This window comes from Acidobacteriaceae bacterium (assembly GCA_028283655.1).
GTDB lineage: Bacteria > Acidobacteriota > Terriglobia > Terriglobales > Acidobacteriaceae > Granulicella.
Genome location: JAPWKE010000001.1, coordinates 107,452 through 131,688, shown reverse-complemented (window position 1 = coordinate 131,688; position 24,237 = coordinate 107,452). Strand labels below are relative to the sequence as shown.

Here is a 24,237-nt window from a genome sequence, read left to right as displayed (position 1 = left end):
CGAGGCGAGATGCGACTGACGTTCTGTCAGGCGTGGCTCGCCTCTTTTCGTTTGGAGGCTCGGAAAGAGAAAAAATCCGGGCTTCAAATACGCTCTTGAATCGTTTCACAATCGCATCGTGGCTCTCGGATTTGGCATCTCAAGATTCATGAAACTGAAATCTCCGTTCCTCGTGCAGCCTGGCAGCAAACTGAAGCTTGCGGATGTGCAGACAAAAACGCATCACGGCGTAAAAGACGAGGCTGCGGCCAAGTTGTTGACGGCAAAGAACCGCGACAAGCTTGAAGACCTTCAGGAAAAGCTCTACGCCACGCAACATAAGTCGGTGCTGATTGTGCTGCAGGGCATGGATACGGCGGGCAAAGACGGCACGATTCGCCACATCTTTTCAGGCATCAATCCGCAGGGATGCAATGTGGCTTCCTTTAAAGTGCCGACATCGCTGGAGTTACGGCATGACTTCCTGTGGCGCTGCCATCTGCAGACGCCCCCGCGCGGCATGATCGAGATCTTCAATCGCTCGCACTATGAGGATGTTCTGTCACCGCGCGTGCACGGCGCGATCGACAAAAGCACGGTCCACGAGCGGATGAACGCGATCAACGACTGGGAGAAGATGCTGGCAGACAATGGCACGGTCGTTTTGAAGTTTTTCCTGCACATCTCGCAGAAGGAACAGACGGAGCGCTTGCAGGCCAGAATTGACACGCCGAGCAAACATTGGAAGCTTTCACCATCGGACTTTGCGGAGCGTCTTTTCTGGGACGACTACCAGGAGGCGTATCAGGACCTCCTGCGCCAGACGTCGAAAAAACATGCGCCGTGGTTCGTTATCCCCGCAGATCACAAGTGGTATCGCGATATGGCGATCTCCACGGTGCTGGTGGACGCCCTGGACGGGTTGAAGATGCAGATGCCCGCGCCGGAGTTCAACCCCGAGGGGCTGGATCTGAAGAAGCAGAAACCGGAGAAGGTAGCGCAGGAAGTGAAGCTGCGCGCGGCAAAGGCGTCGTCCGGCAAGTAGGCCGACTGGCTTACACTTGAGCCGATGGACAAGGTTCGATTTGGACGGGCGATAGGCAGTGGAGCGCGTGCCGCAGCGAAGTCGCTGATGGACGCGGCCGACGCTGCGGCGTCTCCCGATCCCCGGACGAAAAATGCCGGGCCGCGCGTGCAGGAAGTGGTGGCGAAAGCTGCGGATGCTCATCGTGCGGTGAACGAGGCCAAAGCGCAGGTGCGGCAGGCCGCAATTGCCGGAGGCAAGGGTGCGGCGAAGGGCATGTTCGCGCCGGTGAAGAAATTTTCGCGAGGCCTGTGGCTGGAAGTGACCGGAACCTTCTTCGCCGTGGTGGCTGTCTTCATCGTGCAAGGGGCATGGAAGCTGCGCGGCGCGTGGGCCGGAGGCAGTGGGCTGGCCGGTGATCGCGGACGACTGGTGCTGCACGTCGCTCTGTTCGCGTTGTTTGCGTACTTTGCAGTGTCGAGTTTCGTACGGGCGCGGCGCGGCTGACTCCAAATACCGCAGGGGCTAGAGCCCGAGCGTACCGGCTCTTTTCTGTCAGGGCTAAGCCCTGACCTACCGTTCCTTCTTCCATGGCATTCTTCCCCGTTTTGGCGAAGGTACGGCGCGATGCGCATTGCCGGATACACTGAAAGCGTTATGGACACTACGCTCGCAAACGCCCTTCCGCTTCGTAAGACTTCCCTTCACTCGACGCACCTCGGGCACAAGGCCCGCATGGTCGACTTCGGCGGCTGGGACATGCCGGTGCAGTACAGCGGCCTGATTGAAGAACATATGGCCGTGCGTGAACGCGTGGGCATCTTCGATGTGTCGCACATGGGCGACATTCAACTGCGTGGACCGAACTCGCTGGCCGCCGTGCAGAAGCTGCTGATGAACGATGCCAGCAAGCTGCAGATCGGGCAGGCGCATTACTCCGCGATGCTGACGCCGGACGGCACTTTCGTCGACGACGTGGTGCTGCACAAGCTGGGCGAGAACGACTTTCTGATCGTCATCAACGCCGGCACGCGCGAGAAGGACGTGAAGTGGGTGCGGTCGGTGATCGGCGGCATGAGCGGTGTACACGTCACCGACGTGAGCGACTACTACACGCAGATTGCGATTCAGGGACCCCGCGCCAAGGACACGCTGCAGAAGCTGACCGGCAAGGATCTGAGCGAGATCAAGAACTACTGGTTCACCTGGGGCACGGTGTGCGGCTGCCACAACACGCTGATTGCACGCACGGGCTACACAGGTGAAGACGGCTTCGAGATTTATGTGCCGAGCGATGAGCCGACCTCGGCCCGCGTGTGGCAGGAAGTGCTGGCCGCTGGTGCGGAGTTCGGCATTCAGCCGTGCGGTCTGGGCGCGCGCAACACACTGCGCCTGGAGTCTGCGATGGCGCTCTACGGCCACGAGATTTCGGACACGATCAACGTCTTCGAGGCCAACCTGGGACGCTACTGCAAGCTCGACAAGGGCACGGACTTTGTGGGCCGCGAGGCGCTGCTGAAGGTGCAGGAGGAGGGCGGGCCGAAGCGCAAACTGGTTGGGCTCGAAGTAGTCGAGCGCGGTATCGCCCGTGATGGCTACCCGGTGAAATCGGCTGAAGGGCTGGTGATCGGCGAAGTGACGAGCGGATCGCCTGCGGTCTTCCTGAAGAAGAACATCGCGCTGGCGTATGTTCCGGTGGAGTTCGCGGAGGTCGGCAAGGAAGTGTTTGTCGAGATTCGCAATCAGCCGGTGAAGGCGGTGGTGGTGCCGACGCCGTTCTACAAGAAGCCGAAGGCGGCTGCGCCGGTTGTAACGGCTCCGCTGAGCTAAACGAGGTGGTGCTTGCGCTACGCACAGAGGATTGCGGTCGTTGCATTGCTGCTTGCTGGTTCGCTTTCTGAGTCGAGAGCTCAGATTGTTTCAAGGAATCAAGCAGAGGTGGTGCTGGAGAAGAACCAGTTCGCCAAAGGCGACCGCATGATCGCTGCGCATCTTGAGGTGCATGGCGCGCACTTTCAATCGCTGGCAAACCTTCCACTGGGATGGACAGCGACCGTCGACAGCCCCAACGCGACGACGGCAAGCGTCGAACTTCAATGTCTCGCAAAGTGCAATGGCCTGGACGAAGCTTCTGTTCGGGCCATTGCTTTGCATGTGGAGCGAACTACATCTACGACGAGCGACCTGAGTGTCACCGGCAGCTTTACCGTGCGCGATACATCTGGTGCGGAGCGAAAAATACCTGTCAGCCAGTACTCGTTCCACTTCGACGATGTGTTTTCGCGCCGACGACTGAGGCCATAGCAAAGCCGCCGCGAAGGATTACTACTTGCTGGCCTTTGCGTGCTCCATCTTGATCATGCGGACGTCATACTGCAGCGCAGCTTCAAGGCCGTGTTGCGTGTCGACCGCGTGCGCAGTACCTGCAAGGAAGGTGAGCTTCGCGACCACCGGCTTGACGGTGTGGCCAGCGTTGTAGAGATCTTCCTGAAGGGCGCGTGTGCGTTCGAAGCCTTGCAGGAAAGCCTTGGCGACGTCGCCGGTGTGGATGCCCTTCTTCCCGCCGTCGAGCACCGTTGGAGCGAAGGTTGGGGCGGTCGCGCCGAGGCGATTGCTTTCGGTATAGACCACCTCACCGATGAAGTCTTCGCGAGCGGCGGTGAAGCCGTCACGATCGCCGAGCCCGACGAGCAGGAGACGCTTTGCGGCCATCGCGCCGGGTTTGGGCGTGATCAGGAGCGTTTCGCCAAACGTGCCACGGAACGCGTTGCCGTAACGCAGAGAAGAAAGGACGCCGCCGAGCCTGGTGTCGAGTTCGGCAAGCGAGGCCTGAAACGGCTCTTCGCCGCCTGCTTCGAAGAGGCAGATGATCTGCAGATCGCCGGGAGCGTCCGCCGGGCTTTCGACGAGGACATCAACGGGGATCGCCGAGCCCTTCACTGGGAGGCGTGCGCCTTTCGGCGTTTGCGCGGACGTGGTCAGCGAGAGAGACACGAAAACAGCAGCAAGCAGAGCTGCAGAGCGGAACGGGCGCATGGGATCTCCTGAGGGTTAGCGGGACGTCGTTGGGGTGCTGGCTTGTGCAGCCAGGCCGACGGTCTTGAGCACGCGGCGGACTTCGGCGCGCTCGGCAGCTGTGGTGTCCTTCATCACTTCATCGAGGTCGCGGAGGTGCCGAGCGTAGAGGCGCTTGATCTGCGCCGCGCCTGCGACGGTGAGTTCGACCGTGCGGGCACGCCGATCTTCCTTGGAGAAGATGCGCTGGACGAGCTTCAGTTCTTCGAGCCGGTCGATCGCCGAGGTCATCGACGGGCGGGCGAGCAGCACGGCGTCGCAGAGTGCGGACATCGTCATCGGGCCTTTGTGCAGCAGGGCTTCGAGGATCATGAAGTCCGAGAGGCCGATGCCGAGCGCAGCGACGGAGTGCTCCACGAAGGAGGCCATGGCGCGATAGGCTCGCGCCATGACCAGCCAGAGGGCCGCGCTGGTTGCTTCGTTTGCAGGTTCGTTCGCCATGCTCGTCATCCTATCTGCACTCATGCGAAGGCCGCTTCGAGCAGACGGCGCGCGTGGTCGATCTCTTCGCCCGTGATGGTGTGCGGACGGCCGGGGTAGCGACGCGTCAACACATCAGCCCCCATGCGGCGGAGTTCGGCAGCGGAGGCCTCCACACGCGTCCAGGGGACGTGCGGGTCGGGGTCGCCGGAGAGCAACAGCGCAGGCGTGCCGACGAGCGAGCCCGCGTGAGTTAGGTCCGCTTCCGGGGGGCCGATGAGGCCGCCAGTGAAAGCGATCAGCCCAGCGTAGCGAGCAGGATGCGAGGCGACGAACTCCGTCGTCAGGCAGGCTCCCTGCGAGAAGCCTGCGATCACAATGCGGTCGCGGCTGATGCCTGCAGCTTCCATTTCCGCGACGACGCTTTCGACCTTCGCCAGCGCCGAGGTGACGAACGGCTCGTTCGCTTCCCGTGGCGCCATGAAGGACGTCGGATACCAGGTGCTTCCGGCAGCCTGTGGCGCAAGATAAGCGAGGCCTTCGCGATGCAGCGGCGAGCTGAGCGAGAGGATGTCCTGCGCGGAGCCGCCGCGACCGTGCAACAGCACGACCGCACCGCGAGCTTCGGCCAGGGGCACGCCGGCGTGGAGGACCGGCGTGCTGGCGTGAGGGTTCTGGTTCGTCATTACTCGCCTGCTTTCTCGGTAACGGTCGCGCTGGACTGCGACATGGTGATCGGAAGTACGCGGGCCTCGACCAGCTCGCGCTGCGGCTCGATCCACGAGGGCAGCTTGAGCGCTTCGCCGAGCTTTTCGACGGGCTCGTCGTAGAGGAAGCCGGGCGTGTCGGTGGCAAGCTCAAAGAGCACGCCGCCGGGCTCGCGGAAGTAGATCGAGTGGAAGTACTGGCGGTCGAGAATGGGCGTGACGCTCAGCTCGGTGCCGATCTTCTGCTGCCACTCGGCCTCGGAGGAGTCGTCCGAAGCGCGGAAAGCGATGTGGTGCACGCTGCCTGCGCCGGAGTGTCCGTAGCCTGCGTTGGGGTCGACGACGACGTCGATCTGGTTGCCCAGAACGGTGCCGTCAGGAGAACGGAAGCGGATGCGGCTTCCCTCCTCTGCGGTCTTCGTCAGACCGAGCAGGTTGAGCGCTTTTTCCGTCGCCGGAAGTTCGCGTTCAAGCATGGTGACGCCGAAGAAACCACGGATCGCGTGCTCGGCCGGGACGTCGGCGTAGCGTGGCGGTGTGAGGTTCGGCACGTCGTTGTGAGCGACGAGCTCTAGCTTCATGCCGTCGGGGTCAGCCAGCGTCAACACCTCTTCGGCTCCGTTGAAGCGCTTGCCTGTGCGTTCGACGAGGATTCCCTTCTCCGTCAGGCGCTCATGCCAGTAGTCGACCGAAGCTGCGGGAATGCTGAAGGCGGTGTGCGTGACCTCGCCAGCGCCTGCCGAGCCGCGGCGAGCGTGCGGCCAGGGGAAGAAGGTCAGCACCGTGCCGGGGGTTCCAATGTCGTCGCCAAAGTAAAAGTGGTAGGTGCCGGGGTCGTCGAAGTTGACGGTGCGCTTGACCAGGCGGAGTCCGAGAACTTCGGTGTAGAAGTCGAGGTTCTGCTGCGGATCAGATGCAATGGCGGTGACGTGGTGGAGTCCAACGATGGGTTTCATGGCGGTGATGCCTCCTTGGTGGGCGGTCGGCCCGAATGCTTTCACTACGTATGATTCGATATCGAAGCAAAAGATTCAGCGGTAATCGCCGAACCGACATTTTTCTCCCCCGGCGGCCAGAATAGAATGGGCGAATGAGCTATCCCGCAAACTATCGTTATGCCAAGTCGCACGAGTGGCTTGCCCTCGAGGGCGAGACCGGAACCATCGGTATCACTGACTACGCTCAGAGCTCGCTGGGCGACATTGTTTTTGTCGAACTGCCCAAGGTTGGCCAGGAGATTGAGGCCGGATCGACGTTCGGTTCGGTGGAGAGCGTGAAGGCTGTCAGCGATCTGTACTCCCCGGTGACGGGCACGGTAACGGAGATCAACGAGGCGTTGAACTCGGCGCCGGAGACGATCAACACGGACGCGAATGCTACCTGGCTGATCAAGCTGGCGGTCACCAACACGGACGAGGCCAATGCGCTGCTGAGCGCAGAGGACTATGAGAAGTTCGTAGCGGAAGAAACCGGTCACTAAGCCGAAACGATGACAGAGAACGCGTTTTACTGCGTTGACTTCATCCTGATGGGCGCGGTTCTTCTCCTCTGCGGCTGGCTTGCTGGGGGCCGTGGACACAAGGGTATGGAGCACGCCAAGGTCGAACAGCCCACCGTTGAACCATGGGCACGAGTGATTATTTTTGCCGTCGGCCTGTTGTTCATGGCCGGCGGAGCTCTAAAATTTTTCGGCGTTCTTTAGCGAGAGCGCCACACGAACAGGCAGACTCGAATGCGCTATCTTCCCAAATCCCCTGCTGACCGTCTCGAAATGCTCGAAGCGATCGGTGTGCCGTCGATCGATTCGTTGTTTGAGAGCGTACCGGCGGAGTATCGCCTGACAGGCGATCTGAATATTCCTCGCCAGCACTCGGAGAGCGAAGTGCTCGACCGCTTTAAGGCGTTTGCCGCCAATGTGGCTAGCGGCGAGATCAGCGAAGCGAAGCCCGGAGCACTCTATTCGAGCTTCCTCGGCGCAGGTGCGTATCGGCACTATCGCCCGGTAGTGATCGACTCGCTGGTGCAGCGTGGTGAGTTTCTGACCAGCTATACGCCCTATCAGCCGGAGATCGCGCAGGGAACGTTGCAGGCGACGTTCGAGTTCCAGACGATGATCTGCGAGCTGACGGGCATGGAGATTGCCAACGCGTCGATGTATGACGGCTCGACCGGATGCGCCGAGGCCGTGATGATGGCTGTGCGCGTAACCGGCCGCTCGGGCGCGGTGGTGGCCCGTACCGTTCACCCGGAGTACCGCGAGGTGCTGACGACGACGGTGCAGCATCAGGGCATTCCTGTTTCGGAAGTGGAGTACGTCCGCGAGACCGGACGCGTTGACCTGGCGGCGCTGGAAGCAGCTATCGGCGACGATACGGCCTGCGTGCTGATCCAGTCGCCGAACTTCTTCGGCACAGTGGAAGACGTTGCTGCGATTGCGGAGATTGCTCACAAGAAGGGTGCGCTGCTGATCGTTTCGATCGCCGAAGCGCTCTCGCTGGGCATTGTGAAGCCGCCGGTCGAAGCCGACATCGTTTCGCTGGAAGCGCAGAGCTTTGGTGTGGCGGTGGGCTTCGGCGGACCGTACTGCGGCGTGCTCGCGTGCAAGGAGAAGTTCCTGCGCCAGATGCCGGGCCGTCTTTGCGGTGAGACGAAGGATTCCAACGGCAAGCGTGGCTTTGTGCTGACGCTGTCGACGCGCGAGCAGCATATCCGCCGCGAGAAGGCGACTTCGAACATCTGCACGAACCAGGCCCTGGTATCGCTGATGGTGACGATCTACCTCACCGTCTACGGCAAGGAAGGCCTGAAGGAACTCGCAGAGCAGAACCTGGCGAAGGCGGCGTATCTGCGTTCGGCGCTGGAGAAGGCCGGAGCGAAGAAGCTGTTCAGCGGACCGAGCTTCAATGAGTTTGCCGTGGCCCTTCCCTCGTCTGCAGAGGCAGCGAATGCGAAGCTGCTGGACAAGCAGATCATCGGCGGGCTGTCGCTGGCGAAGTGGTATCCGGAGCTGGGAGAGGGCGCCTCGCTGTGGTGCGCCACAGAGCTGACGACGAAGGCCCAGATGGATGCGGTGACGGAGGCTCTCTAGTGGCACTTCTGCTGAGGACACCTGTGCTGATGCTCGCGCTTGCTACAACAGCGCTGACTCACGCACAGGCGAAGTCCTCCGCACAGGTGAAAGCCAATGGAGAGACGCGCGTAACGCTTGGGAGTTTGTCCCACGGTGCTACCGTAACGGTTCGCACGCATGAGACGAAGGCTCCTGAGTCGACCGACGAGTTCGACCTTCAGCGCAACATGCCCTGCACCGGTGGCCGGGTTCCCTGCCTGCTCACCGATTCTCTGCAGATCGCGGTCAACGGACAGTCCATCCTGCTCCCGTACTCCGCCTATGCGGATCTCGGCGATATGGTCTCGCTCTCGCTTCAGCGAGTCGGCAAGGGATACTCTTTGACGATCCATGGCGGCGATGCGTCCGTGGCCTACATCGCGAAGCTACGATTCAATCGAACACGCGTGCTGGATCGCGTAGTCGCTCCGGGAGAAGATTCGACGCAGCCTTCCGAGCGCACGTACTATTACAACCCCAAGAGGTTTGAGTAAATGGACATCAGCGCTATCGAAGGGCAAGAACTAACCGCCGTCGAGTTCGTCGGCGACTACCTGCGCCTTCGCTTTGCAGACGCTCCCGGCTCCGAGGGCCCGATGCTGACGCTCTACACCTGGCCGCATCTGCTGCTCAGCGACTTCTCCCTCGCTTACGGTGAGCCAGAGTATCGCAACGGTATCTGCGCACAGATCGGCGAGACGGTGGCGAAGGCCTCGCTCGAAGAGTTTGAGGCGTTGACCATAGAGTTCGAGTCGAGCACCGTGATTGCGCTCAGCCTTCGGGAAGAAGATCTCGATGGACCAGAGGCCGGAAGCTATTCGGAAGATGGTTCAGGGAACGATGCGGAGGAGTTCTAAGTGGCAGCTCCTCGCCGCATGATGACTCCCGCCTTCCGCAAGCGCATGTTGCGCGATGCGGCGGCGATCTTTGGCGGATTGCTACTCGTGCTGTTTGTGCTGGTGAAGTCGGTGCCGGAGAAGGTGTTTCTGGTGGCGGCGTTCGTGCTGATACCGGTGACGGCGCTGGCCTTTAACTTTCAGATTCGACGAGCCTACAACGCTCAACAGAAGAAACGATGACAGGACGAGCCAGGGCGGAGTTACGGTTGGTCGGCGCGCAGCTGTTCGGTGCTGCGCTCATTGCCTGCTGGATTGCGGCGATGTATCTGCCGCATCGAAGTCCCTGGCGGCGCGCGTCGGAGGCTGCGCTTGCGCTGCTTTCGTTATGGACTCTATGGCAGCGCTTCAGCACAAAACGCCGGAAGATTTGAGTTTGGGATTGGGTAGCAACGAAGAAGCGGACTCTCTGTAGAGAGTCCGCTTCTTCGTTGCTACTTGTGCCGGGTCTTTGACGCTGGTTAGTAGTTGCGCATGAACGCGTCGCGCGGCATACCGGAGCGACGTGCGCGTTGCAGCGTGGCCTTCGCTTCGGCTTCGCTCATCACGCCGCCCAGCGCGACAAGGTACGGCCCGTGGCTGGTGGGGCTGAAGACCTGCGGGTTGAGGTTGCCGTGCTTACGTGCAATGCTGTCGGCTTTCGCCTGCGCCTGACCGGCGTGGTTGTAGGTGTAGGCGATGACGTGCCAGCCGTGGGCGACAGGAACGACGACCGGCGCGGGCTGAGAGGCTGCTGCCGCCGTCGGAGCAGCAGGAACCACCGCTGCAGCGGTTTGTGCTGCAGGCTTCGGCTTGCTGGACCCGGAGAACATGTGCCAGAGCGCGAAGAGGAGCACCAGAAGAGCGACTCCGCAGGCTCCCCAAACGATCATCCGCTTGTCCTGCGCTGGCTGCTCGCCGCGCGAGCGACCGAGATGTTCATTGCGCGGGCGGAAGTTCGGCGGCATAGCCGGTGAGGGCTCCGCGGCTGCCGGTGTTGCGTACAGCGGCAGCCGCGGGAACGGGAGTTGCGGCTTTGGGCGCAGGTGCACTGGCTACTGTCGGCTTCGCGACCACAGGCTCGGCAGTCTTTTCTGCAATGATTTGAGCCTCTTCCTGTGCCGCTTTGGCGCTGGCCGCACGTTCCGCAGCGAGGGCTTCCGCCTTTGCCTTAGCCTCGTCCGACGGCCCGAGGATCGCGCTGATCTGGTCGAGCGAAAGTGTACCGGCGAGGGCGCCCGGGAGGATGCGATAGAACGGCTCAGGCAGCGGGGCGCCGGGGCGGATTTCGGAGTCGAGCGTGAGGCAGCGCAGCAGCAGAACGGCCAGCGCATTCACGTCCTTGCGACGAAGTTCGGCGCAGCCTTCCTGTGTGCGGAACTCGCCGTCGGCGACGCACTCGCGGACGCAGTCGCTGCGCAGCTTGACGACTTCACCGACGGCCATCACGTTGGCTGGCTCGATGTGTTCGTGCACGAGGCCGCTGGCGTGGAGTGACTGCAGAGCCTCGGTAACGGCACGCGCTACCTGCAGCGCTTCAGCGGTCGTAAGCGGACGCTCCTTCAACACTTCTTCGAGGTTGGCGTCGTCGCTTTCCATCAGAGCGAAGGTCAGCGAAACGCCGTCGAGGTCTGCCCGGCCGACGTTGTCGATGCCGATAAGGTGTGGCTGCTTGAGGACGGAGACCTGTCGCCAGCGGGCGAGTTGCTGATCTTCGTCGAAGTGGGCTTCAGTAAGCCGGATAACGGCCTGCTGGCCTTTCTTGTCGGCGGTGGCAAAAAATCCGTTACGACCTTCTGAGCGCAGGAGTCTGCCCAGGGTGTAGTCGCCGTTTACGGTTTTGCCCTCGTACTCCGTCCATAGGTGCATAAAAATGGCTCCGAGTTGTGGGGTCTTGAAGAGAAAAAGCCCAAAGAGAGCGAGAGCAAAAAGCGCAATCTCCTCGGCGGGGCAGACGGTGTGCCTGATGACAGTGGATGCCTGCTGATGGCGAAGAACGGAAGAAGATCGTACGGAAATTTCTATGGGAACCTGATTTGTCACTCAGCGAGACGGAAAACCGCATGATGGGATGGAAATTTTCCTCACCGGTGTTCGCGCAAAGTGAGGTTTTCCAACGCGCTCAGCCCCTCGAAAACGGGGTCGACTATGAGAAGCTTGAGGTAGCGTCTGTGCGCGAATGCCACCGCGAATCGTGGTGTTTGCAGCCGAGGGCGCGAGGAGTTTTCTGCATGTCGGAGAAGTTCGTCGGTACTACCCGCAAGGTAAGCACGCACGTTAACCAGAACGAAGACCTGATCTTCGAGAAGTCGTCCCCGGGCAAGAAGGGCTATCGCCTGGCGGAGCTGGATGTTCCCGCGGTGGACGCCGCTTCCCTGCTGGGCACGCAGGCTCGTGAAGACCTGGGCGTGATGCCGGAGTTGAGCGAGATTGAGATCGTTCGCCACTTCACGCGGCTTTCAACGTGGAACTATGCGATCGACCTCGGCATGTATCCGCTGGGCTCGTGCACGATGAAGTACAACGGCCGTATCAATGAGCTGGTTGCTCGACTGGAAGGTTTGGCCGAAGCGCATCCGTATCAGCCGGAAGAACTTTCGCAGGGTGCGCTGGGCATCATGAAGATGCTCTCGGACGCACTGATCGAGATCACCGGCATGGACGCGATTACGCTGCAGCCGGCAGCCGGCGCGCATGGTGAGTTCACCGGCATCCTGCTGGCGAAGGCGTACCACACGGCGAACGGCAACCCACGGACGAAGATCCTGATCCCGGACTCGGCGCACGGCACGAACCCGGCGACGGCTGCGGTTTGCGGCTACCAGATCGCCAACCTGAAGTCGAACGCACGCGGCATGGTGGACCTCGAAGCGCTGGCGAAAGCTGTCGACGAGAACGTGGCTGCGCTGATGCTGACGAATCCGTCCACGATCGGTGTCTTCGAAGAAGACATTCACAAGATCGCCGACATTCTGCACGCGAAGGGCGCGTTGCTCTATATGGATGGCGCGAACATGAACGCGCTGTGCGGCAAGACACGTCCGGGCGACTTCGGCGCCGACGTGATGCACCTGAACCTGCACAAGACCTTCTCTACCCCGCACGGTGGTGGTGGTCCGGGCTCGGGCCCTGTGGCGTGCAAGAAAATCCTTGAGCCGTTCCTGCCGACGCCTGTAGTTGTTGAGCGCGAGAACGGCCTGCTCGGCCTCGAGTACAACCGTCCACAAACCGTGGGACGTGTGCGTGCGTGGTACGGCAACTTCGGCATGTTCATCCGCGCTCTCGCGTACATTCTGGCCAACGGCCCGGATGGCCTGCGCCAGACGACCGAAGACGCCGTGCTGAATGCGAACTACATTCGCGCAAAGCTGAAGGATACGTTCGAACTGCCGTATGACGCGCCGTCGATGCACGAAGTCGTCTTCAGCGATAAGCTGCAGGCGAAGAACGGTGTGAAGACCGGCGACATGGGCAAGCGCCTGATCGACTACGGCTTCCACGCGTACACCGTCAGCTTCCCGCTGGTCGTGCAGGGCGCGATGATGATCGAGCCGACAGAGTCGGAGTCGAAGGAAGAGATTGATCTTCTGATCGATGCGCTGCAGCAGATTGCGCGTGAGGCCGAGGAGAATCCTGAGCTGGTGAAGACGGCGCCGCATACGACTCGCCTGCAGCGGCTGGATGAAACCACGGCTGCTCGTAAGCCGGTGCTGCGCTGGAAGGCTCCAGTAGCGGCAACGTCGCTGACGCCGGAGAGTGCTGCGAAGGAGTGGTAAGCTAGCCCGAATGAATCGGAACGAATTGAACTCGCTGGGCACAAGGATTCTTGAGTGCGCCCTGCGAGTTCATTCTGCGTTAGGGCCAGGTTTGCTGGAGAGCACCTACAAAGCGTGCCTCGCTCATGAGCTGCGTAAGGCAGGCATGCACGTCCAACTTGAGGTTCCGGTGCCGCTCGTCTATGACGGAGTTCGGCTCGAAGTGGGCTACCGCCTCGACGTGCTGGTAAATGACGCCATCATTCTGGAGATCAAAGCGGTGTCTGGTATTTGCGATGAGCACCGGGCTCAGTTGCTCTCGTATCTGCGGCTCTCTGGACGCGAGTTAGGCTACGTGCTGAACTTTCATTCGATTCGTCTGAAAGACGGTACAGCGCGGGTGATCAATGGCTATAAAAGCGAACACGGAGTTCACTGAGGAACACAGTGGAGCACGGAGAAATCGGCCCTCTACTGCGTGTCAATGAACTCCGCAAAATCTCAATGCCAGATGGAAGCACGGACGTCTCCGTGTATCTCTGTGCTGCACCGTGATCTCTGTGTTCGCTTTTACTTCTTACTCAGCCACAACCGGCACGGAGACATCCGTACCTTCCCACTTCATGTGGAGTTCAGCCTTCTTGCCTTTGACGCCTTCGAAGCTGAGCGTCATGACTTCCTGCGGAGCAGGAAGTGCCTTGTACTTCATCGGCGTACGTCCCAGGTCCTGCTTCTCGTCGTAAACCGTTCCCCACTGGCCGGTCTGCTTGTTCACGATGAGCTGCCACGGTGTGCCAGGAGCTTCGGGCAGAGCGTAGAGAGTGTACGTTCCTGCTGGAACCGAAAGCGTACCGATCTTCAACGGACCATCGGCAACAAGGGTCGTCGCGGCGTTCGCACCCAGACGCCAGGGCTTGCCGTAGGGGACAAGTCCGCCCATGACCGTGCGGCAGCGCACGCTGGGGGAGTTGTACTTGATCAGCAGCTTCTTGCCGCCAAGCATCGTCACAGCCGCACCAGCGGGTGAGGCGAGCGGCTTTCCGGGAGCAGCCTTGCCATGGTCAGCGACAAGCGCATTCGGACAAGGCTTTGCCGCATCTTGAGCGTACGCGGCGGCGGTTGCGGTGAGGGCGGCCGTCGCGAGGACGGTAAGGAGGCGGGACGTGCGAAGGGTCATACAGGCTCCTGACATCAGGCTCATGCTACGCTAAAGACTGAGTGTGTGGCGCAGTAGCAGGTGGCCAGACGCTGGATTTTTGCAAAGTGCACCCGTAGCTCAGCTGGATAGAGCGGCAGCCTCCGAAGCTGTAGGTCAGAAGTTCGAATCTTCTCGGGTGCACCATCTCCCTCTTTAACAATCAAAAAAGAGCAAGACGCCGCTGAAGCCTGCGTTTCAAGCAGAGCCACTGTCAGATCGCCCCCATGCGAAAAGAACCACCGGCGAGCGAAAGCATGCCGGTGGTGGAGGCAACAGAAGAAGACACGGTGGATGGAGCGACAGGCTTTGCCGCTCCATCCTAGATACGCGTAGGACTGCAACAGCCTTTGTTTATGCTCATGCGGATGTCTTCTGCGCCTCGACGCTGGAGGAAGCAGGAATCTTCTTCTGCAGTGCATCGAGACGCGCGAACAAATCCTTTTGCAGATCCGCGAGTTCAGGTCTTCCGTAAAGGTTTGTGGTTTCGCCCGGGTCGGCCTGCAGATCGTAAAGCTCAAACTCCTGCGGGTCAGAGACGTAGTGGATGAGCTTGTAACGCTCTGTGCGCAGGCCGCGATGAGGGCGAACAGCCTCAGGATTAGGCCACTCAAAGTACTCGTAGTACCACTCCTTGCGAAACTCGGGGTCTGCCCTCTTCGCCAAGGGCAAAACGCTCTTGCCCTGCATGTGTGCGGGGATGGGAACACCTGCGAGGTCGAGGAAGGTAGGAGCGAGGTCGATATCGAGCACCTGCTCGCTGCGCACCGTGCCTGCAGGGATGCGCTCCGGGTAACGAATCTGTAGCGGAACACGAATCGACGGTTCATGCATGAGGCGCTTGTCAAAGAGACGAAACTCGCCGAGGAAGTATCCGTGGTCCGAAGTTTGTACGATCGCCGTCTCGTCGAGAATATTCTTCTTCTCCAGATACGACGTGATGCGTCCGATGTTTTCGTCCACGGCAACAAGGCCTGCGTAGTAATCCTTCACCACTCCCTCGTGTGATCCGCAGGCAACATGTGACGACGTCGTGCCGAGTTTATTCTCGGCGTCAACAAAGCCCTTTGGCTTGCCGGGATATCCCTTGAGGTCGTCATCAAATGTTGCAGGCTTAGGAATCACGGTATTGCGGTAGAGATCGAAGTGACGACGTGCGCGGAAGAACGGCTCATGCGGGGCGACAAACCAGACGAGAAGGCAGAAGGGTTTGTCTCCGCGATCTTCTTCCAGCCACGAGAGGGCGCGATCGACGGTAAGGTCGTCAGGGTAGACGCCCTTGTAACGTCGCGGCTCACCGATTTGCCCTTTGCGCCCCTCTTTGAAGACAGGATTGGCGTAGTCATTACCGGGGCTGTTGTGACCGAAGTAGTAATCCCAGTAGCGATCTTCAACACCATTGCGGACGTGGATCTTGCCAAGGATTGCGACCTCGTAACCTACTTCGTGCAGAAGCTCAGTAAAGAGTGGAATGTCCTTGTCCATTGGCTCTTGCGGGCGCGTGTTGTCGAGTGCACCGTTGGTGCGAGAGTAGAGCCCCGTGAGGGCCGTAGCCCGCGCCGGAGCGCATAGCGCATTGGTGCAGAAAGCATTCTCAAAACGAATGCCCTCGTGACCGATGCGATCGTGATGCGGTGTCTGAAGAATCTTATTGCCAGCGATGGAGAGCGCATCGGCACGCTGTCCTTCTCCGAGAAAAAAGACGAGGTTCGGTCGCTTACGCTTACTCTGCGGAGCAAGCGCGGCAAGACTGCTGCCCGAAGCCAGCGTGGAACCGACTGCAGCAAGTGAACCTTGCAGAAACTCACGTCGCGTAGGCGTGGAGGATTCGATGGAAGAGAGGGAAAGGTCGTTCAACTTAGACATCAGATATTTCTCCTTGTGGTGACAGCGCTTGCCGGAGTTAAAAAGAGAACTTGAGACGGAAGGTAATGTTGCGCGGGTCCAACGCCGAGGTAAGCGTGCCGAAGGTAGTGGCTCCAACCGTTGTTCCAGCGCCGTTGAACGACGGGTGATTGAACGCATTGAAGAGCTGCGCTTCAAACTTCGCCGTAACCACGTGCTGGCTCGTGATGTTGAAAGAACCTTTCTTCGCCACGCTGAACTGAGTACTATCGAGGCCTGGAAGGCGAATCGTGTTGAGTCCTAAATTTCCAAATGTGCCGAGCGTGGGTTGCGTAAAGTTTGTCGTGGAGAAGTAATTGTTCACGTTGCCATGCTTGTAGGTCACCGTTCCCGCAACGTTGGGGCGCTGGCTTGTGTTTCCAACACCGGCACGATCAGCGGAGATAGTTGCCGTAACGGGAAGGCCGCTCTGAAGGCTTGTGACACCACTTACCTCCCAGCCACCGAGTGCGTAGGCAAGCAAATCTCGACGGCCGCGGAAGAACGGAAGATCGTAGATATAGTTCGCTGTGAAGCTGTGTCGACGGTCGTAGCTTGTCGGTCCGCTTTCGTTAACGAACTGGTTCTGACCGACCAGAGCACCCAGAGATTTCGACCAGGTGTAGGAAGCTTCAAAGAACAAACCATTCTGGAAGCGATGGCGAATGGACGATTGCAGCGAGTTATAGTTCGCCGATGCTGAGCGAACATCGTAGTTAATTGCAGCGTATCCCTTGTATGGGCGAACGGTATTGACGTTCACCGTCCCTGCGGCCACAGCTGCGTTCGGTGCAGCCTGGTTGATGTTAGGCGTCTGGTCGAGATGTCGAGCCGTATTGCCGACGTAGCTCAGTGTGGCAACAGTTGCAAACGGGAGCTGACGCTCCACGGTGAGTGAGTACTGACTGACAGTGGGATACAGCTTGCGAGTATCAAACGCTGCAATCGTGGGCGGGAACAATGTTTGGGTTCCGTTGGTGAAACCAGTAAGTGTTGTGTTGTAGATGGTGGCCGACTGAGAGAACGGTGTATTCGCACTCAGGTTCTCGTGGTTGTCATTGTCCCAGTGATAGAAGATGCCATAACCACCACGAACGCTGGTGAGCGGCGAGCCGAAGGGCGACCACGCGAAACCAATGCGTGGGCCTATCTGATTGCGCGCAGGAGTCAGGGAACGTGGAAGGCTTAGTCCCTTCAAACTCGAAGGTGTGATGATGCCATTCAAAGAGTCACCCGTGCCCGAAACAAGTGCGCCCGTCGACGTTAGAGAAGGAGCGTTCGCCGCAATATAGAGCGAGGGAACGAAGTCAGAGATGTGATCGTACTTGTCGTATCCGTTTGGTGCGCCCTGAAAGACGGTATCGCGAACACCAAGGTTGACGGTGAAGTTGCGTGTTACTTTCCAATCATCCTGAACATAACCTTCATACATGTTCGAGAAGAGATAGGTATTCGGCACGTTGCTTTGCTCGACATAGCTATAGGCATAGCCCGTAAGGAAATCGGCAAGAGCGTTGCCAGTGTACGCACCGGTAAAGCTAAACGAGCCGGCCTGCCCCGCATAGGGAAAGCGATCGAACTTCTGAATGCGAAGAATATTCACGCCGGTTTTGATAGCGTGGCTGTGGACCTGAGCGGTGAGGTCATCGCGCCAGGTGTACACGTTATTCGTGTTATTTGTCAGCCCCTGTGCGCCGATCGCTGAGTAACCGCTGATGGAAATAGTTGGGATCAGGTTGTACGTGTTCGCGTTGTAGAGGCTCGGAATGCTGAGGCTTGAAGAGCGTGCGCCTGAGCTGTTCGGCGTTTGCGTGATTTGGTTGCGCGAGTAGCCGAACATTGCCTGATTAAGAAGTGATGGCGAGATCGTGTGTGTCCACTGAAGAACAGCGTTCTGACCGGGCTTCGCGAAGTAACCACCGATAGTTGGGAACGACTGATTCGATGGCTTCAGAATCGCTTGTTGCTGGCTCCAGGCATCGTGCGCATAGCGCAGCATGACACTGTCTCGCGCGGAGAGAAGAGCGTCTACGCGAATCAGTTCTTCGCGCCAGCGAGTCTGGCTCTTGGGGCTTACGACGTAGTTCGACGCACCCGAAGCATTCGGTAGCGGAAAGTATTGGCTGGCGAGCAGCGCGGCATTCGGGTCAATATTCGTGACCTGATTATTCGTATAGGCCAACCCCGTGGCGGGATTGATGAGCTGCGTAGAGAGTGCAGAGAAGTCTCCTGCACGCTGTGCTGCGGTCGGTGTTACTGCAGTGAACGTACTCTGCGGTGCAGAGGTAAAGCTGGTGAGCTCTGGACCGGAGCGGCGGTCAAACGCCTCCGACCAGAAGAAGAACAGGTTCTCCCCAAAGCGACTGTGAGACGTGGGAAGAAGACGACCTCCGACGTCATAACCGAAGTTGTTGTCTTTCAGTGGTGGCTTTGTCGTGTTGAAGTAATTGCGTGCGTTCAACCCATCGTTCGCAAAGACTTCATACAAGTCGCCGTGATACTTATCACCTCCTGAACGAGTAATAACGTTTACAAGGCTATAGCCGTAAGAGCCGATGTCTGCAGTGAAGTTACTCTTGTGGATCTGCACTTCCTGAATGGCTTCCATCGGTGGAAAGAGGTTCAGGCCACGGTTGCCGCCTGTATCCATGGCGAGGATGCCATCGTAAGTAAACGCATTGGAGTTGATGCGGCCACCGTTGATTGAAGTGAGCGGATTGCCCTCCTGCCCAACGCCGAGACGTTGCCCGGACTGCGAACTGCTAACACCAGGACCAAGCGTGAGGAACTGCGTGAAGTTGCGACCATTCAATGCAAGCTCGCGAAGCTGCGTGCCCGTAACAAGCGTATCGAGAGAACCGCTTTCGGTATTGATCGCAGGAGGCGTACTGCTGACGGTGACAGAATCTGTCGTCGCGCCAACGGAGAGCTTGAGCGTAACCGAGCTAATCGCATCAGCATCGAGATGCACGTTTGTTTGCACGAGACGACTGAAGCCAGGCGCTGTAGCTTCTACGCGATAAAGGTCCGCACGAAGAGCAGGTAGGCGAAAGTTGCCTCGTGCGTCAGAGAACGCGGAAGAGCGAGCGCCGGTTGTTGTTGAGATAGCGACAACGGCAGCATGAACAATAGCTGCGCCGGAGTTATCGGTAACCTCGCCTGAAAGTGTTCCAGTTCCGGAACTTTGAGCAAGGAGCGTAGTGGCAAAGAGAGACAGGAGTGCAAGCACAGCGACGCGAACGCGCACTGAGGTACGACCTTTCTTACCTAACGACGCAGCGTCAGGCGTGGTGAGGCAATCGAATTGTGAGGGGAGCGCCCAAAACAAAACCCGGCTATATGCCGGGTTTGCTCAAAGATCTCTAGATAAAGAAATCGTTAGGCACAACAAAGCATCAGGCGCTCGATGTCGAGTGACAGAGCGCAACAACAATGCATGGTTGTCATGAAATTGTTCATCGTTAGGCGATTACAACACGGATGAAAGATTCCATCAAGAGAGTTACTGAAGATATTTGTCGACGGTAACAAAATGCTTGCCGCGCTTAGGCAGTATTTGCAGGAGCGTTCTTACTGCCGCAACCGTAGCGTGACGGTCTGCACCGAGCCCCGTGTCGGAGCCGTCGTGCAACAACAGGTTGGCTCCGTGGCCGTTGCGCTCTGCACGCGAGATCCCGGACTGCAGGTTGCGCACGATCTGTTCGGCAGAGATCTTCATCCAATCTTTCCCCATGCAGTTCCACTGCACCGTCGTGAGCCCAAGCTCACGAGCCGTGCGCAGTACAAAAGTGCGGCGTGCACCGTGTGGTGGACGAAAGAAGCGTACCGGCGCGCCGAGCACATCTTCAATCGCCTGATTGCAGGCGCGCAGTTCCTCGGCGATGCGGCGGTTGCTTTGCCACGCGAGCCACGGGTGCGTCTCTGTATGGTTGCCGACGATGTGCCCTGCAGCATGAACTCGGCGCAGAAGTTCGGGCTCGGAGCGAACGAAGCGACCGATAGCAAAGAACGTCGCACGTACGTTGTGCTCCGCGAGAAGGTCGAGCAGAGCAGGCGTGATGGCTGGGTTCGGACCATCGTCGAAGGTGAGTGCAATCTGCGAAGGATCATTGCCCGCAATGAGGGTGCGTCCGCAAAGCTGCGAGCCCGGACTGAGCGTGGCGTAAGTGGCAACCGATACTGCAGCAACAGCGGCTGTGGCGACGGTCGACGCGATGAGAAGCGGGCTGGACATTGCACTTCCAGTATCGAACAAAAGCACCGGTCTGACGCTCGAAGATCTGGCCAAAGGCAGAAGATGAGAGAGCCTGAGCAACAAAGCGCCCTGCTGGAGTCATCTCAACGTAGTGCAGCAGTTGTCTAGTGAGGGAACGATGCGACGTTATGCCTGGATGTTCGTCACGGTGGGGATGTTCGCGAGCGTATGTGTTCAGGCGCAGACGTTCCAAAGCGCTCCCGCCACAGATTCAAGCGCGCAGGCAAGCCCTCTGCCCACGAAAAAAGCGCTGCCTGCAGCGACCGACTCCAGCGCACTCGCCAGCCCTGCTCATGGCAGCGTAGCGGGGATGAAATCGGGAGCTCGCGTAGCTCCTGGAACGGCTGTGGCCGTCACGCTGGAACGGGCCATCGATTCGGGACGCTTGAAGAACGGGGACACCGTACACGCAAAGCTAAAAGCTCCCATGAAAACTTCGCTGGGCGTCTTTCAACCAGGAACTCCAGTTGAGATTTCAGTCATCGCCACAGCGCCTGCTGGAAAGCTGATTGCTACGGGTGAGTTTTCGCTCGAAGCGGTGAGCGTGGGCGGCGTCGACATCAGCACTAACGTGTTGACGTATCGCGGCAGACCCGGCAAGCGTGATCTTCCAGATGCAACGCCAGCACTGGGCACAGACGCAGGGCTGGCAGCAGGAGCGACGCTGCTCTTCCATGTAAGCAATGCCGCCGTCGCCGCCACGATGGCTCCGCAGAATACCGAGGGAGCTCCGGGATCAGTGGATGGCACCGCTGCAGGCAGTGCTCCACCGACGCAACATAACGCAAAGTAAATCACACCGCAGACAATGGCGATGTTGTTGATGACGTGAGAGATCGCATCCGTTTTGTTCCCGCGTCTGTCAACGCTCGGGTGCTCTCGAGGCATCACAAGAGAGTGTGTACACGAGAGGAATCTGCAGGAGCGCCCATCGGTGAGTGAAGCCCCCGAAAAGAGCAACGTCGTCGAACGGATCAACAGCCGCGATCATCGCCCGGCCGATCCGTTTTTGATGCGTGTGTGGGAGCATGTGTCACACTCACCGCTACAGAGCCTGTGGGACCTCAAAGGACTCAGCCTTCGCAAAATCAGCACGCAGATTGGACGCTCCTTTCTGGACGACAACCTGCTCTCGCGCGCCGCAGAGCTTGGCTACTACTTCCTCTTTGCGCTCTTTCCAACCCTGATCAGCGCAAGTTCGATTCTCGGTCTAGCCGCGCAACATGCTTCCGAGATCTACGTGAATCTGCTGAACTATCTTGCGTTGATTGTGCCGCCGTCGGCGTACAACATCGTCATTGAGACCTTCAAACAAACGGCGATGGCCTCTACCGGCGGCAAGGTCGTGCTGGGTATTGCTGCGGCGCTTTGGTCAGCGTCCGTAGGCTTCTCTGCAATACAGGACGGCATGAACACCGTCTACAAGGTGAAGGAGTCAAGGCCGTACTGGAAGGCTCGTGGCTCTGCGATTCTGGTCACGGCGCTGCTCAGCGCTATCGTCACACTGAACCTCACGGTGCTCTTCTCCGGCGACTATGGATCGCGCTGGCTGCTGGCATACTTTGTCACACACCATTGGATCGGCGTGGTGTTTTCCATCCTGCTGCATACGCTTTCATGGATCATCTCGATTTCGCTGTTGATGCTGCTCTTCGGCACGATCTACTACTTCGCACCGGACCTGAAGAACAAGCGTTGGCACTGGCTGACGCCGGGTTCCACCATCGGTATCCTGACCTGGGTGCTGGCGTCGATGGGACTGCGCGTCTATCTGCACTTCTTCAACAGCTACTCGCTGACGTACGGTTCGCTGGGCGCGGTGATCATCCTGCTCACATGGTTCTATGTCACCGGGTTAACGCTGCTGCTTGGCGCTGAAGTGAACAGCGAGATTCAGGCCAGCATGGCCGAGCGAGAGCTAGCTTCGAAGGGCGAACTGCCATTGTCTGCGGACACCATGGAAGCAGGCCAGATAGCCTGAGCCTTCACAACAACGTCACGAGGGGAGCCGATATCGGCTCCCCTCGTGGCATTTGCGGTGTGGCTTGCGAGTTACTTCGCCGGCGTCATGGGCTTCAGGATGTCGTCAAGACGAGAGGGCGTGCCATCCACTCGTTCCAGCGACGGATAGCGTTCGCCATCGTGATAGTCGAGGCGAACCATCTTGTAGTAACCCGTGTTCTCCACGATCAACTCAATCGCCGGGCCCTTGCCCTTCGCATCCTGAATCGCCGTGCGCAGCAGCGCAGAACTGAACGCACGGCCGTTGACAGCGACGATGTGGAAGCCGGGAGCAAGACCTGCCTTGAAGCCGGGGCTGTCGAGGATCACATCCGACAGCGTTCCGGAGCTTCCAACATAAAGGCCGAGCGAGTAGCGGGCGTCCAGGCTGCCTTCGCTCTCGTACAACTGCGTCCAGTAGTTCGGCTTGTCCGAGTAGCCGAGCTTATACCCAGAGAGCGAGTCGATGCCCTTCTGCTCCGGTGCGCGGAAGTCGTTAGAGTCGAGACGCGTGTGCAGGAACGTCGCCCAGTCATACGGAACGACCGTGTTCAGGCCCTTCACGACATCGTCAAAGGTGTACGGCACGACCTTCGGCCCGGTGTTGCCCCCGAAGCCTTCGAAGAGAGCTGCAAAGTCATTGAGGCTCTTCTTGCCGCCGGTCTTCTCGCGGATGAGCAGGTCCGCCTCAAGCCACAGCAGCTCGCCTTCGTCGTAGTAGTCCACGTTGCGGCGGTAGTTGTCGTACGGTCCTCCTGCGGAGTAGAGAACCTGCGCGGCGGTAGCGGTGTCCTGCAGATCTCGCCACTTGCGGCCGGTACGCGTGTCGTTCAGGTAGCCGTCCACCGTGGCGAGGCGAGCGATGTATATCTCCGGCGACCAGATGCCGGAGCGTGCGGCGAGAACATCGCCGAGGTACTCGGTAAGGCCTTCGTAAACCCACAGTAGTTCGCCTTTCATCGGCGAGTAATAGTCGCCCGTGGCGAGGCCTGCCGGCCGGCGATACTTGCCATTCCACGAGTGAGTAAACTCATGCGGCAGCAGAAGGCCGTTCATGATGAACTGCTGATCGTTCGAGAAGGTCGAGTGGCTGACGCGATCGTCCGACGACTGATGATGCTCCAGGCCGAAGTGTGCCACCTGGTCAGAGAGCGTTACGAGGAAATGGTACGAGTGATAGTGGCGTGACTTATAAAGCGCACCCGTTTCATGCACGAGACGATTGAAGTTCTCGATATGCTCGTCCGAAAGTGCAAGGTCTTCCGGGCCATCGCCAGCCAGGTCAAGAAAGTGCTGCGGCGAAACGTCCGACGCTAGATGAATCTCGCGAAACCAGCGGCCAGCAAGCACCGGAGAGTCGATCAACTGCTCCAGCGTAACGGTCTTGAAGTCCGTGGTGGTGGCGTCGGGCTTGGCGGCCATCTCCAGCGCTGTGCCGAACTTCCAACCATCGGGAATGCGGAGGGAAGGCGTGAACGAGACGTCCGCAGCCTTCATACCTGCGGGATAGAGCAGCACAGAGTTCCAGCTAAGCAGCGCGAGGTTTGCCGACGTGGATGCACCCGCCGAGAAGCCCTGCGCAGAGGCCGTGGCGAGGAAGTCGAGCTTGATGGTGAGCTTCGTTGCGCCCGTGGGCACGGTCAGGTGATACGCGAACATATCGACGTCATCACGCTCCCACTTCACGCGCTCACCCGTTTCGGTGGTGATAATCAGGCCCGCGTTCTGATCGATGGGACCAGTCGGACCATGCTCGCCGGGGATCCACTTCGGAAACAGCAGCGTCAACGCACCGGGCGTGACCGGCATAATTTCCGTAGCGTGGAGAATGCGGCGCGGAGCATCGGTCAGGTCGACAGACAGCGTGATCGGCGCGGTTTGCGCTGCTGCCGAAGCAGCCATAAGTGCAGTAGAGATGATGGCGAGAGGAAGGAATCGCATGGCCGTAGTGTACCCGC

At 59.3% G+C, this 24,237-nt stretch carries 25 protein-coding genes and 1 tRNA gene; 15 read left to right on the top strand and 11 right to left on the bottom strand.

Translation table 11 applies throughout. The annotated features are described in order from the left end of the window. Positions 1-148 precede the first annotated feature (148 nt). The 4 genes from PW792_00610 (at position 149) to PW792_00595 (ending at position 3,307) form a co-directional block, all read left to right on the top strand. Complete coding sequence (locus tag PW792_00610; protein ID MDE1160425.1) at positions 149-1,024, top strand: polyphosphate kinase 2 family protein; 876 nt, start codon at positions 149-151, stop codon at positions 1,022-1,024. Positions 1,025-1,048: 24 nt separating this feature from the next. Then, positions 1,049-1,510 carry a hypothetical protein gene (locus PW792_00605; protein ID MDE1160424.1) on the top strand — a complete coding sequence of 154 codons (462 nt, stop codon included), beginning with the start codon at positions 1,049-1,051 and terminating at the stop codon, positions 1,508-1,510. Positions 1,511-1,660: 150 nt separating this feature from the next. Then, the gene (gene gcvT / locus PW792_00600; GenBank protein ID MDE1160423.1) at positions 1,661-2,833 is read left to right on the top strand and encodes a glycine cleavage system aminomethyltransferase GcvT; all 1,173 of its coding nucleotides are present in this window, start codon (positions 1,661-1,663) and stop codon (positions 2,831-2,833) included. A gap of 12 nt (positions 2,834-2,845) precedes the next feature. After that, positions 2,846-3,307 (top strand): hypothetical protein, encoded by a 462-nt coding sequence (locus PW792_00595; protein MDE1160422.1) that lies wholly within the window; start codon positions 2,846-2,848, stop codon positions 3,305-3,307. A gap of 21 nt (positions 3,308-3,328) precedes the next feature. Here the strand turns inward: PW792_00595 and PW792_00590 are convergent, their stop codons facing one another. Genes PW792_00590 through PW792_00575 form a run of 4 tightly spaced genes read right to left on the bottom strand, consistent with a single transcriptional unit; the run spans position 3,329 to position 6,161 of the window. After that, positions 3,329-4,039: a M17 family peptidase N-terminal domain-containing protein gene (locus PW792_00590; GenBank protein ID MDE1160421.1), complete on the bottom strand. Its 711-nt coding sequence runs from the start codon at positions 4,037-4,039 to the stop codon at positions 3,329-3,331. Between the two features lie 15 nt (positions 4,040-4,054). Next, a complete protein-coding gene (locus PW792_00585) occupies positions 4,055-4,519 on the bottom strand; it encodes a MarR family transcriptional regulator (protein ID MDE1160420.1) in 465 nt (154 codons plus the stop codon). A 20-nt stretch (positions 4,520-4,539) separates the two neighbouring features. Beyond that, complete coding sequence (locus PW792_00580; protein ID MDE1160419.1) at positions 4,540-5,184, bottom strand: dienelactone hydrolase family protein; 645 nt, start codon at positions 5,182-5,184, stop codon at positions 4,540-4,542. Next, positions 5,184-6,161, bottom strand: coding sequence for a ring-cleaving dioxygenase (locus PW792_00575; GenBank protein ID MDE1160418.1), 978 nt, complete (start codon positions 6,159-6,161; stop codon positions 5,184-5,186). The genes PW792_00580 and PW792_00575 overlap by 1 nt, the downstream gene beginning before the upstream one ends. 134 nt (positions 6,162-6,295) lie before the next feature. Between PW792_00575 and gcvH the strand changes: the two genes are divergently transcribed. From gcvH to PW792_00545, 6 genes are read left to right on the top strand one after another with little or no spacing between them, the layout of a single operon-like run. After that, on the top strand, positions 6,296-6,685 hold the full coding sequence (gcvH, locus tag PW792_00570; protein MDE1160417.1) for a glycine cleavage system protein GcvH: 390 nt from the start codon (positions 6,296-6,298) through the stop codon (positions 6,683-6,685). A 9-nt stretch (positions 6,686-6,694) separates the two neighbouring features. After that, the gene (locus tag PW792_00565; GenBank protein MDE1160416.1) at positions 6,695-6,907 is read left to right on the top strand and encodes a hypothetical protein; all 213 of its coding nucleotides are present in this window, start codon (positions 6,695-6,697) and stop codon (positions 6,905-6,907) included. 30 nt (positions 6,908-6,937) lie between these two features. Beyond that, on the top strand, positions 6,938-8,293 hold the full coding sequence (gcvPA, locus tag PW792_00560) for an aminomethyl-transferring glycine dehydrogenase subunit GcvPA (protein MDE1160415.1): 1,356 nt from the start codon (positions 6,938-6,940) through the stop codon (positions 8,291-8,293). Then, positions 8,293-8,808 (top strand): hypothetical protein, encoded by a 516-nt coding sequence (locus PW792_00555; protein MDE1160414.1) that lies wholly within the window; start codon positions 8,293-8,295, stop codon positions 8,806-8,808. The genes gcvPA and PW792_00555 overlap by 1 nt, the downstream gene beginning before the upstream one ends. After that, entirely contained in the window at positions 8,809-9,171 is a 363-nt protein-coding gene (locus PW792_00550; protein ID MDE1160413.1) for a hypothetical protein, read from the top strand. Beyond that, positions 9,172-9,393 (top strand): hypothetical protein, encoded by a 222-nt coding sequence (locus tag PW792_00545; GenBank protein ID MDE1160412.1) that lies wholly within the window; start codon positions 9,172-9,174, stop codon positions 9,391-9,393. A 278-nt stretch (positions 9,394-9,671) separates the two neighbouring features. On the opposite strand, the gene PW792_00540 is transcribed toward PW792_00545, so the two are convergent. Both PW792_00540 and PW792_00535 read right to left on the bottom strand, forming a co-directional pair. Further along, the gene (locus PW792_00540; protein MDE1160411.1) at positions 9,672-10,157 is read right to left on the bottom strand and encodes an SPOR domain-containing protein; all 486 of its coding nucleotides are present in this window, start codon (positions 10,155-10,157) and stop codon (positions 9,672-9,674) included. After that, positions 10,129-11,058: a hypothetical protein gene (locus tag PW792_00535; protein MDE1160410.1), complete on the bottom strand. Its 930-nt coding sequence runs from the start codon at positions 11,056-11,058 to the stop codon at positions 10,129-10,131. The genes PW792_00540 and PW792_00535 overlap by 29 nt, the downstream gene beginning before the upstream one ends. A gap of 362 nt (positions 11,059-11,420) precedes the next feature. Between PW792_00535 and gcvPB the strand changes: the two genes are divergently transcribed. Together gcvPB and PW792_00525 are read left to right on the top strand one after the other, a co-directional pair. After that, on the top strand, positions 11,421-12,965 hold the full coding sequence (gcvPB, locus tag PW792_00530) for an aminomethyl-transferring glycine dehydrogenase subunit GcvPB (protein MDE1160409.1): 1,545 nt from the start codon (positions 11,421-11,423) through the stop codon (positions 12,963-12,965). 10 nt (positions 12,966-12,975) lie between these two features. Then, positions 12,976-13,383, top strand: coding sequence for a GxxExxY protein (locus tag PW792_00525; GenBank protein ID MDE1160408.1), 408 nt, complete (start codon positions 12,976-12,978; stop codon positions 13,381-13,383). 138 nt (positions 13,384-13,521) lie between these two features. On the opposite strand, the gene PW792_00520 is transcribed toward PW792_00525, so the two are convergent. Continuing rightward, positions 13,522-14,121, bottom strand: coding sequence for a DUF2911 domain-containing protein (locus tag PW792_00520; GenBank protein MDE1160407.1), 600 nt, complete (start codon positions 14,119-14,121; stop codon positions 13,522-13,524). Positions 14,122-14,209: 88 nt separating this feature from the next. Here PW792_00520 and PW792_00515 point away from each other — a divergent pair. Continuing rightward, a tRNA-Arg gene (locus PW792_00515) sits at positions 14,210-14,286 on the top strand. A 213-nt stretch (positions 14,287-14,499) separates the two neighbouring features. On the opposite strand, the gene PW792_00510 is transcribed toward PW792_00515, so the two are convergent. From PW792_00510 to PW792_00500, 3 genes are all read right to left on the bottom strand, one after another. Next, on the bottom strand, positions 14,500-16,005 hold the full coding sequence (locus tag PW792_00510; protein ID MDE1160406.1) for a sulfatase: 1,506 nt from the start codon (positions 16,003-16,005) through the stop codon (positions 14,500-14,502). 37 nt (positions 16,006-16,042) lie between these two features. Further along, positions 16,043-19,270 carry a carboxypeptidase regulatory-like domain-containing protein gene (locus PW792_00505; GenBank protein MDE1160405.1) on the bottom strand — a complete coding sequence of 1,076 codons (3,228 nt, stop codon included), beginning with the start codon at positions 19,268-19,270 and terminating at the stop codon, positions 16,043-16,045. Between the two features lie 255 nt (positions 19,271-19,525). Then, positions 19,526-20,257, bottom strand: a complete 732-nt coding sequence (locus tag PW792_00500; GenBank protein ID MDE1160404.1) for a polysaccharide deacetylase family protein — start codon at positions 20,255-20,257, stop codon at positions 19,526-19,528. Between the two features lie 139 nt (positions 20,258-20,396). Here PW792_00500 and PW792_00495 point away from each other — a divergent pair, with 139 nt between their 5' ends. Beyond that, positions 20,397-21,071, top strand: a complete 675-nt coding sequence (locus tag PW792_00495) for a hypothetical protein (protein ID MDE1160403.1) — start codon at positions 20,397-20,399, stop codon at positions 21,069-21,071. Between the two features lie 141 nt (positions 21,072-21,212). Then, a complete protein-coding gene (locus PW792_00490; protein ID MDE1160402.1) occupies positions 21,213-22,259 on the top strand; it encodes a YihY/virulence factor BrkB family protein in 1,047 nt (348 codons plus the stop codon). Between the two features lie 71 nt (positions 22,260-22,330). Here the strand turns inward: PW792_00490 and PW792_00485 are convergent, their stop codons facing one another. Beyond that, positions 22,331-24,220 (bottom strand): M61 family peptidase, encoded by a 1,890-nt coding sequence (locus PW792_00485; GenBank protein MDE1160401.1) that lies wholly within the window; start codon positions 24,218-24,220, stop codon positions 22,331-22,333. Between the last annotated feature and the right edge of the window lie 17 nt (positions 24,221-24,237).

Excerpts from the sequence above, each read along its gene's own strand:
- PW792_00550 (MDE1160413.1), top strand. The coding sequence starts at position 8,809 with ATGGACATCAGCGCTATCGAAGGGCAAGAACTAACCGCCGTCGAGTTC.
- PW792_00485 (MDE1160401.1), bottom strand. The coding sequence starts at position 24,220 with ATGCGATTCCTTCCTCTCGCCATCATCTCTACTGCACTTATGGCTGCT.
- gcvPA (MDE1160415.1), top strand. The coding sequence starts at position 6,938 with ATGCGCTATCTTCCCAAATCCCCTGCTGACCGTCTCGAAATGCTCGAA.
- PW792_00510 (MDE1160406.1), bottom strand. The coding sequence starts at position 16,005 with ATGTCTAAGTTGAACGACCTTTCCCTCTCTTCCATCGAATCCTCCACG.
- PW792_00500 (MDE1160404.1), bottom strand. The coding sequence starts at position 20,257 with ATGTCCAGCCCGCTTCTCATCGCGTCGACCGTCGCCACAGCCGCTGTT.
- PW792_00610 (MDE1160425.1), top strand. The coding sequence starts at position 149 with ATGAAACTGAAATCTCCGTTCCTCGTGCAGCCTGGCAGCAAACTGAAG.
- PW792_00540 (MDE1160411.1), bottom strand. The coding sequence starts at position 10,157 with ATGCCGCCGAACTTCCGCCCGCGCAATGAACATCTCGGTCGCTCGCGC.
- PW792_00520 (MDE1160407.1), bottom strand. The coding sequence starts at position 14,121 with ATGACCCTTCGCACGTCCCGCCTCCTTACCGTCCTCGCGACGGCCGCC.
- PW792_00495 (MDE1160403.1), top strand. The coding sequence starts at position 20,397 with ATGCGACGTTATGCCTGGATGTTCGTCACGGTGGGGATGTTCGCGAGC.
- PW792_00575 (MDE1160418.1), bottom strand. The coding sequence starts at position 6,161 with ATGAAACCCATCGTTGGACTCCACCACGTCACCGCCATTGCATCTGAT.
- PW792_00605 (MDE1160424.1), top strand. The coding sequence starts at position 1,049 with ATGGACAAGGTTCGATTTGGACGGGCGATAGGCAGTGGAGCGCGTGCC.
- PW792_00535 (MDE1160410.1), bottom strand. The coding sequence starts at position 11,058 with ATGCACCTATGGACGGAGTACGAGGGCAAAACCGTAAACGGCGACTAC.
- gcvPB (MDE1160409.1), top strand. The coding sequence starts at position 11,421 with ATGTCGGAGAAGTTCGTCGGTACTACCCGCAAGGTAAGCACGCACGTT.
- gcvT (MDE1160423.1), top strand. The coding sequence starts at position 1,661 with ATGGACACTACGCTCGCAAACGCCCTTCCGCTTCGTAAGACTTCCCTT.
- PW792_00590 (MDE1160421.1), bottom strand. The coding sequence starts at position 4,039 with ATGCGCCCGTTCCGCTCTGCAGCTCTGCTTGCTGCTGTTTTCGTGTCT.
- PW792_00525 (MDE1160408.1), top strand. The coding sequence starts at position 12,976 with ATGAATCGGAACGAATTGAACTCGCTGGGCACAAGGATTCTTGAGTGC.
- PW792_00565 (MDE1160416.1), top strand. The coding sequence starts at position 6,695 with ATGACAGAGAACGCGTTTTACTGCGTTGACTTCATCCTGATGGGCGCG.
- gcvH (MDE1160417.1), top strand. The coding sequence starts at position 6,296 with ATGAGCTATCCCGCAAACTATCGTTATGCCAAGTCGCACGAGTGGCTT.
- PW792_00585 (MDE1160420.1), bottom strand. The coding sequence starts at position 4,519 with ATGGCGAACGAACCTGCAAACGAAGCAACCAGCGCGGCCCTCTGGCTG.
- PW792_00580 (MDE1160419.1), bottom strand. The coding sequence starts at position 5,184 with ATGACGAACCAGAACCCTCACGCCAGCACGCCGGTCCTCCACGCCGGC.